The organism is Promicromonospora sp. NPDC057488, from assembly GCF_042802395.1.
Taxonomy (GTDB): Bacteria; Actinomycetota; Actinomycetes; order Actinomycetales; family Cellulomonadaceae; genus Promicromonospora.
Window position 1 is genome coordinate 1 of the sequence record NZ_JBHVEG010000230.1, and the last position, 8,404, is coordinate 8,404.

The 8,404-nt window shown below is 73.0% G+C and carries 8 protein-coding genes; all 8 read right to left on the reverse strand.

Annotated elements, in window-relative coordinates:
* Positions 1-131: 131 nt before the first annotated feature.
* Complete coding sequence (lgt, locus tag ACFU5G_RS27505; RefSeq protein ID WP_377251868.1) at positions 132-1,160, reverse strand: prolipoprotein diacylglyceryl transferase; 1,029 nt, start codon at positions 1,158-1,160, stop codon at positions 132-134.
* Between the two features lie 69 nt (positions 1,161-1,229).
* Complete coding sequence (gene der, locus ACFU5G_RS27510; RefSeq protein ID WP_377251870.1) at positions 1,230-2,774, reverse strand: ribosome biogenesis GTPase Der; 1,545 nt, start codon at positions 2,772-2,774, stop codon at positions 1,230-1,232.
* 68 nt (positions 2,775-2,842) lie between these two features.
* A complete protein-coding gene (cmk, locus tag ACFU5G_RS27515; protein ID WP_377251872.1) occupies positions 2,843-3,559 on the reverse strand; it encodes a (d)CMP kinase in 717 nt (238 codons plus the stop codon).
* 45 nt (positions 3,560-3,604) lie between these two features.
* Positions 3,605-4,534, reverse strand: coding sequence for a pseudouridine synthase (locus tag ACFU5G_RS27520; RefSeq protein WP_377251874.1), 930 nt, complete (start codon positions 4,532-4,534; stop codon positions 3,605-3,607).
* Positions 4,535-4,610: 76 nt separating this feature from the next.
* The gene (locus ACFU5G_RS27525) at positions 4,611-5,276 is read right to left on the reverse strand and encodes an SMC-Scp complex subunit ScpB (protein WP_377251876.1); all 666 of its coding nucleotides are present in this window, start codon (positions 5,274-5,276) and stop codon (positions 4,611-4,613) included.
* Complete coding sequence (locus tag ACFU5G_RS27530; protein WP_377251878.1) at positions 5,273-6,331, reverse strand: segregation and condensation protein A; 1,059 nt, start codon at positions 6,329-6,331, stop codon at positions 5,273-5,275. The genes ACFU5G_RS27525 and ACFU5G_RS27530 overlap by 4 nt, the downstream gene beginning before the upstream one ends.
* Positions 6,315-7,211 (reverse strand): ParA family protein, encoded by an 897-nt coding sequence (locus ACFU5G_RS27535; protein ID WP_377251882.1) that lies wholly within the window; start codon positions 7,209-7,211, stop codon positions 6,315-6,317. Before ACFU5G_RS27535 ends, ACFU5G_RS27530 begins: the two co-directional genes overlap by 17 nt.
* 101 nt (positions 7,212-7,312) lie before the next feature.
* Complete coding sequence (gene xerD / locus ACFU5G_RS27540; protein WP_377251880.1) at positions 7,313-8,299, reverse strand: site-specific tyrosine recombinase XerD; 987 nt, start codon at positions 8,297-8,299, stop codon at positions 7,313-7,315.
* Positions 8,300-8,404 lie beyond the last annotated feature (105 nt).

The following is an 8,404-nucleotide window of genomic DNA, read 5'->3' on the forward strand; positions in this document are numbered from 1 at the left end:
AGGTAGCAGTGCTACCTCTCCGTTACCCTCCCCGCTGAGTCGGTCTTACCCCGCGCCGCCGACCGTGCCTCGCAGCAGGCCCGGGCTGCTCGCCCGGACCGCTCGCGGCGCCCGATCCAGCACGACCAGGGTTACCTGCTACCCGCCGGATCCACCGGGCTCGCGTCCGCGCCGTCGGCGTCCGCGCCGTCCTCGGCCTTGTCCGAGCCCGCAGGCTTCTTGGCCGCGGCACCCGCGGCGCCCGCCTCGGCGTCCTCGTCCTCCGGCTCGCGGCCGGGCATGTAGACGGACGGCTCCGCCTCCGGGTGCCGCCGCCCCTGCACCACGAGGATGCCGATGCCCAGCAGGATCGCGATGCCCGACGTCCAGATGTTCGCGGGGACGCCCAGCGGCGCGTCGCTCGTCGGGTCGATCCGGATGGACTCGAGCCAGCTGCGGCCCAGGCCGTACCAGATCAGGTAGAGGCCGAACATGCGGCCCCAGCGCAGGCCGGGCCCGGGGGTTCCGCCGTCCGCCAGGAGCGCGTCGTTCCGGCGCACCACGCGGCGCTCGATGAACAGCAGCACCGCCACGCCGATGAGGTTCCAGATCATCTCGTACAGGAACAGCGGATGGAACAGGGTGCCCTCGGGCGTGCCGGTGGGGAACATCGGCGCGTCGGAGCGGATCTCCAGGCCCCACGGCAGCGTGGTCGGCAGGCCGAACAGCTCCTGGTTCACATAGTTGCCGAGGCGGCCGATCGCCTGGGCCACCAGCAGGCCGGGCGCGAGCGCGTCGGCGAACGACCAGAAGCGCAGGCCGGAGATACGGCAGCCGATCCAGACGCCGAGCGCGCCGCCCAGCAGCGAACCGAACAGGGCGTTACCGCCCTCCCAGATCCGCACCCAGGCCCAGGGGTCCACACCGGGGCCGGTGAAGTCCCCGAGGTGCGTGAGCACGTGGTAGATCCGGGCGCCGACGATGCCGATCGGCACCGCCCACATCGCGATGTCGATCGCTATCCCGGGGGCGGCTCCGCGCGCGCGGAGCCGCCGGTCCGTGATCCACGCGGCGGCGACGATGCCCGCCAGCAGACAGAGGGCGTAGGTGTGGATGGTGAGGGGGCCCAGGCTGAACTGGGACCACACCGGGTCAGGGCTGGGGATACTGGCCGGAAGCACGACCCGAAGGTACCGCGATCCGGCCCCGATGTAGGCATCGGCCCGGCGTGCCGCGCCGCCGGAACGCCGTCAGCGGCGGCGCTTCTCCCGCACCCGCACCGAGATCTCGATCGGCGTGCCCTCGAAGCCGAACGTCTCACGCAGGCGACGCTCGATGAACCGGCGGTAGCCGGCCTCGATGAACCCCGTGGCGAAGATGACGAACCGCGGCGGACGCGTCGAGGCCTGCGTCGCGAACAGGATGCGCGACTGCTTGCCGCCCCGCAGCGGGTGCGGGTGCGCGGCCACGAGCTCGCCCAGGAACGAGTTGAGCTTGCCCGTCGGGATACGACGGTCCCACGACGCCAGCGACCGCTCGATCGCCGGGACCAGGCGCTCGCTGTGCCAGCCGGTACGAGCCGACAGGTTCACCCGCGGCGCCCACTGGATCTGCACCAGCTCCTTCTCGATCTCGCGCTCGAGGTAGGGCCGACGGTCCTCGTCCATGAGGTCCCACTTGTTGTACGCGATCGCCAGCGCGCGGCCGGAGTCCACGACCTGCTGGATCACGCGGATGTCCTGCTCCGTCAGCGGTGCGGAGGCGTCCACCAGCACCACGCCGATCTCGGCCTTGTCGATGGCGGCCGCGGTACGCAGCGACGCGTAGAAGTCGGCGCCCTTGGTCTGGTGCACCCGACGGCGGATACCGGCCGTGTCGACGAACCAGTACGGGATGCCGCGCAGCTCGATCAGCTCGTCGACCGGGTCACGCGTCGTGCCCGCGACCTCGTCGACCACGACCCGCTCGGAGCCGGCGATCTTGTTCAGCAGCGACGACTTGCCGACGTTCGGCCGGCCGACGAGCGCCACGCGGCGCGGGCCCGCGGGCCGCAGCGTGCCGTGCGCCGACTTCGTGGGCAGCGCCTTGACGGCGGCGTCGAGCAGGTCGCCCGTGCCGCGGCCGTGCAGGGCCGAGACCGGGAACGGCTCCCCCAGGCCCAGGGCCCACAGGTACGTGGCGTCCGCCTCGCCCGAGGCGCCGTCCACCTTGTTGGCGCACAGCACGACCGGCTTGCCGGAGCGGCGCAGCAGCTCGACGACCCGCTCGTCCGTGGCCGTGGCGCCCACGGCGGCGTCGACCACGAAGACCACGGCGTCCGCCAGGGAGATGGCGACCTCGGCCTGCTCGGCCACCTTTGACTCGATGCCCGCGACGTCGACCTCCCAGCCGCCCGTGTCCACGAGCATGAACCGGCGGCCGGCCCACTCGGCCGGGTACGACACGCGGTCGCGCGTCACGCCCGGCTTGTCCTCCACGACCGCCTCGCGGCGGCCGAGGATGCGGTTGACCAGGGTCGACTTGCCGACGTTCGGGCGGCCGATGATCGCGAGCACCGGCAGGATCTGCTCAGCCTCGGACTCGTCGTCGGACCACTCGGAGTCCAGGAGCGCCTGGTCCTCCTCGTCGAGCTCGAACTCCTCGAGGCCGACGCGCAGGGCGCGCTCGCGCGCGACGTCGTCCTCGGTCTCGGTGAGGTCGAGGTCGGGTGCGACGGTGGCGGCGTCGTCCAGGGCAGCATCGTCTCCGGCCGCCGGGTTCAGGGCAGCCTCGGATGCAGAGGAGTCGTGGGTCATGCGCCCATTGTCGCAGGCCCGACCCGCTCCGGCCGACTCGCGGGCATATGACCTACCCCACCGCGCCGTCAGACCGTGCTGGCCGCCGCCTGAGCCTGCGCGACCACGGCGAGCACCGCGTCGACCGTCTGCTCGAAGTCGAGGTCGCTGGAGTCCACCGTCACCACGCCGTCCGCTGCGACGAGGAACTGCGTCACCTTGGCGTCGTCCTGGTCGCGGCGCAGGATCTGGTCCTTCGTGGCCTCCACCGCGCTCGCGTCCGCGGCCCCGTGCACCTCCAGCGACCGGCGCCGCAGCCGCGCCTCCTCCGAGGCGGTGAGCAGCACGCGGACGTCGGCGTCGGGCGCGACGACCGTGGTGATGTCGCGGCCCTCGGCCACGATCCCCCGGCCGGCGGAGTGCACGGCCGCCGGACCCGACTCCTGGTCGATGATCGCGCGCTGGAGCCGCTTGAGCTCGGCGCGCACGTCCAGGTTGGACGCCACCTTCGAGACGTTCGTGGTGACCTCGGTGGTGCGGATGACCTCGGCCACGTCGCGGCCGTCCAGCTCGACGCCCGGCGCCTGCGGGTCCAGCCCCATGACCAGCGGCATCACGTTCACCGCGGCGGTGACGGCCGCGGCGTCGGCCAGGTCCGCCGTCTCCATGCTCCACACCGTGGCCGCCCGGTACATGGCCCCCGTGTCGAGGTAGGCCAGGCCGAGCCGCGCGGCGACCGCCTTCGACACGCTCGACTTGCCGGAGCCCGACGGCCCGTCGATGGCGATCACTACGGGGCTGGTCACAGATTGCTCGCTTTCGTTGAGTGGAGTGGTGCTCGGCCCGAGAGGCTACAGGTCGACGGCGTTCATCAGGGTGCCGAGCTCCGTGCGGCCCAGCACCCGGGTGCGGCCGGCCTTCAGGTCGCCCAGGGGGATGGGGCCGATCCGGGTGCGCACCAGCCGCGTGACGGGGTGCCCGACGGCGTCGAACATCCGGCGCACGATGCGGTTGCGGCCCTCGTGCAGCACGACCTCCAGCATCGCGAAGCCGTCGATCTGCTGGAGCACGTGCACGGCGTCCATCTTGGCGACGCCGTCGTCCAGCTCCACGCCCTTCAGCAGCTCGCGGCCGACGCGCGGGTAGACCTCGCCCTCGACCGTGACCAGGTAGGTCTTGGCGATCTGATACTTCGGGTGCGACAGACGGTTGGCGAGCTCGCCGTCGTTCGTCAGGAGCAGCAGGCCCTCGCTGTCCGCGTCGAGCCGGCCCACGTGGAACAGGCGCTCCTCGCGGTTCTTGATGAGGTCGGCGACCGTCGGGCGGCCCTTGGGGTCGTCCATCGTGGAGACTACGCCGAGCGGCTTGTTCAGCGCGATCGTCACCTTGTTCTGGTCGAGCTGGATGCGCAGCCCGTCCACGTGGATGACGGCGGTGGCCGGGTCGACCCGCACGCCCAGCTCGGTGACGATCTGCCCGTCCACCTCGACGCGCCCGTTCGCGATCAGCTCCTCCGACGCGCGGCGCGAGCCCAGCCCCGCCTGCGCGAGCACCTTCTGCAGGCGCACGCCGTCCTCGACGTGGACGTCACGGGCCGGTTCGGTGGGCTTGGCGGGCCGACGGCGCGGCGCGTTGGCCTGGGCGCGGCTCTTCGCGGAGCTGCCCCCACGGAAGTTCTGACCGCCCTGCTTGCCGCCCGGCTTGCCGGAACGGGAAGGACGGCGCGGCTGCTGGCCGTCACCGGAGTCGCGGCGGCTCCCGCCGCGGCGTTCGTTGCTCATGATTCGTCTCTCGATACGTCGGAAGATCTACGGGAAAGGGGCGCACGCGTGGCAGGTTCGCGGGCCTCGGGCAGGACTAGGAGTCCAGCCCGTCGAGGCCGTCGATCATGTCCAGGTCCGGCAGGTGCGGCGCCAGCGGGGGCAGCTCGTCGAGCGACGAGAAGTCCATCCGCTCCAAGAAGTATCCCGTGGTTCCGAACAGAACCGCACCCGAGCTGGGGTCCTGGCCGATCTCGGCGATCAGCCCGCGGGTCAGCAGGGTGCGCACCACGCCGTCGACGCTCACGCCACGCACCGCGCTCATCTGGCCACGCGTCACCGGCTGACGGTACGCGATCACGGCGAGCGTCTCCAGCGCGGCCTGGCTCAGCTTGGCCGACTGGCCGTCCAGCACGAAGCGCCCCACGGGGTCGGCGTGCGCGGTCGAGGAGTAGATGCGCCAGCCGTCGACCGTGCGGCGCAGCTCGAACCCGCGCGGACGCGAGCCGAGGTGCCCGGCGTACTCGTCGGCCAGCTCGTGCAGGATGTCGTCGGTCTCGTCCTGGGTCAGGTTCAGCGCGGCCGCGATCCGGTCCGCGCCGATCGGCGCGTCGGCCACCATGAGCACCGCCTCGACCGCCGCGTGCGCGCCGCCGGGGAGCGTGTGCACGTCGACGAGCACCGGCTCCTCGGGGGCGGGGGTCGCGACGGCGTCGGGCGCGGCGTCCAGCTCGGCCTGCGGGGCCTGTTCCTCGACGGTCATGCCGTCGCCTCCGTTCCGGGCCGCACGAGGTCCGCGTGCGCCGCTGTCGCGTCTGCTGTGGTGTCCTCGGCCGCCGCGGTGCCGGTCGCCGAGGTGTCGGACTCCGACTCCGCAGGCGCCGGGACGTCGTCCTCGTCGAACTCGCTCGGGCCGGCCGCCGGGTCGAGGTACTTGCCGCCGTCGTCGGGCCCGGCGGTCCACCGCACCGTCAGCTCGCCCAGCGGGCTGACCTGCTCGAACCCGACCAGGGCGTCGCGGAACAGCTCCAGCAGCGCCAGGAACCGGGCCACGGTCACCAAGCGCTCCGTACCGGCCGTGAGCGACCGGAACGTCACCGAGCGCTCGGTGCGCAGGCGCCTGACGATCACGCCGGCCTCCTCGCGCACGCTGACCGCGGAGCCGTGCAGGTGCGCCAGCCCGACCACCGGCGGCGGCTTCGGGGCGAGCACCTTCGCGGCGAGCTCGGCCAGCCGCTCCGGCGTCGTGTCCCAGACCAGCTCCGGCAGGATCGCGGCCAGGTGCGGCTCCAGCGGCGCCAGGCGCGGCACCCGCCGGCCGGACGACGCCATCTGGTCCGCGAGGACCTTGGAGACCTCCTTGTACGCGCGGTACTGCAGGAGGCGGGCGAACAGCAGGTCGCGGGCCTCGAGCAGCTCCAGGTCCTCGGCGTCCTCGTCGACGACGCCGGGCAGGAGGCGCGCGGCCTTGAGGTCCAGGAGCGTCGCGGCGATGACCAGGAACTCGCTGGCGACGCCGAGGTCCCACGACTCGTGCACCTCGCCGCGCTCGGCGGCCTCGCGGGAGGCCCGCTCCGCCTCGCGGATGTGCGCCACAAACTCGTCGGTCACGACCGCGAGCGCCACCTCGGTGACGTCCATCTGGTGCTTGGCGATGAGCGACAGCAGGAGGTCGAACGGACCCTCGAAGTTGTGCAGCCGCACCTGGAACATGCGCGACGACGGCCGCTCGGCGGGCTGCTCCCCAGGCGTCGCGGGTGCCTGCTCCGACGACGGCGCCTCGGTCGAGAGCACCCCGGCGTCAGGCAGCGTCGCCACGGGCCACGAGCTCCCGGGCGAGCTGACGGTACGCGGCGGCGCCGGGGTGCCCCGGCGCGTACGCGGTGATGGGCTCGGCGGCGACGGTGGCGTCGGGGAACTTGACCGTGCGCCCGATGATCGAGTGCAGCAGCGTGTCGCCGAAGGCTTCGTGCACCCGGGCCACGACCTCCCGGGAGTGGAGGGTGCGCGAATCGTACATGGTCGGGAGGATACCGTCGATCTCGAGGGCCGGGTTGAGCCGGTCCCGCACCTTCTCGATGGTCTCCACCAGCAGCGCGACGCCGCGCAGCGCGAAGAACTCGCACTCCAGCGGGATCAGTACGCCGTGCGCCGCCGTCAGGGCGTTCACGGTGAGCAGGCCGAGGCTCGGCTGGCAGTCGATGAGGATCACGTCGTAGTCGTCGATCACCGGGCGCAGGGCGCGGGCCAGCACCGACTCCCGGGCGACCTCGCCCACGAGCTGCACCTCCGCGGCCGACAGGTCGATGTTCGCGGGCAGCACGTCGAGGTTCTCGATGCCCGACGGGATCAGCACGTCCTGGACGTCCACGCCCCGCTCCATGAGCAGGTTGTAGATCGTCAGGTCGAGCTCGTGCGGGTTGACCCCGATGCCGACCGACGCGGCGCCCTGCGGGTCGAAGTCGACCAGCAGCACCTTGCGGCCGTACTCGGCCAGGCACGCGCCGAGGTTGATCGTGGTCGTGGTCTTGCCCACCCCGCCCTTCTGGTTGCACATCGCGATGATGCGCGCCGGTCCGTGGCTCGCCAGGGGCGCCGGCTCGGGCAGGTCCGGCATGACCCGCCCCACCACGTCGCGCACGATCTCCGAGTCGTTGGGTGCGCCGACGACCGTCTTGCCGAGAAGAATGTCGGTCATCGTGCTCGCTCCCTCCGGGCTGGGTGCCTCGCTCACGCCCGCCACGCTATACCAGAGTGTGGGCACTGCCCGGCTCGGAGCCCCGGCGTGGCGTCCTTCGGTCAGCGCGCCCGGGGGTGGGCGGCGGCGTAGACCTCGCGCAGGGCGTCGGGGGTGACCATCGTGTAGATCTGCGTGGTCGTGACCGAGGCGTGCCCCAGGAGCTCCTGCACCACGCGGACGTCGGCCCCGCCGGACAGCAGGTGGGTCGCGAACGAGTGCCGCAGGGTGTGCGGCGAGACGTGCTCCGTGAGCCCGGCCCGGCCGGCGGAGGCCTGCAGCGCGGCCCAGGCGGTCTGCCGCGACATGCGCGCGCCGCGCGTGTTGAGGAACAGGGCGGGCGTGCCCCGGCCGGCCGCGGCCAGCGCCGGGCGCGCCCGCACGAGGTAGGCCTCCAGGGCGTCGCGGGCGAACGAGCCGACGGGCACCACCCGTTCCTTGGACCCCTTGCCGAGCAGCCGGACGGCGGTGCTGTCCCCCACGCCGTCGACGTCGAGGCCCACGATCTCGGAGATCCGCGCGCCCGTGGCGTACAGCAGCTCCAGCAGCGCCCGGTCCCGCAGCGGCAGCGGCCCGTCGCCGGTGCCCGCGGCGTCGAGCAGCCCGGCGACGTCGTCGACGGACAGGGCGTGCGGCAGCCGCCGCATCTGCGTGGGGGCGCGCACCTCGGCGGACGGGTCGTCCACGGCGAGGCCCTCGGCCTGCGCGAACCGGTGCCAGCCGCGCACCGCGGCGAGCGCCCGGGCGGTGGACGACGGCGACAGCGGCCGGCCGCCGTCGGTCCCCTGGCGCACCGACTCGACGAAGGAGGTGACGTCGGACTCCGTCACCCCGGACAGGCCGCCGCGGCCCGCCGTGTCGAGGTAGGCCACGTACCGCACGAGGTCGCGCCGGTAGGCCGCGACGGTGTTGGCCGAGAGGCCCCGCTCCACGCTCAGGTGCGCGAGGTAGTCCCGCAGCGCACGGTCGAGCCGGCCGGTCTCGACCGCGGCGGGCGGCGGGCCGGGGTGGTTCTCGCGGAACGACGGATGGGCCAGTGCTGAGGACACCGGCCCATCATGCCGAGCGTGGGCGGGTGAAGCAGGCGGGGCGCGCCGGAGACGGCGCCCACCGCCGGTCGAGCCTGTCGAGACCAGGACCGGTCTCGACAGGCT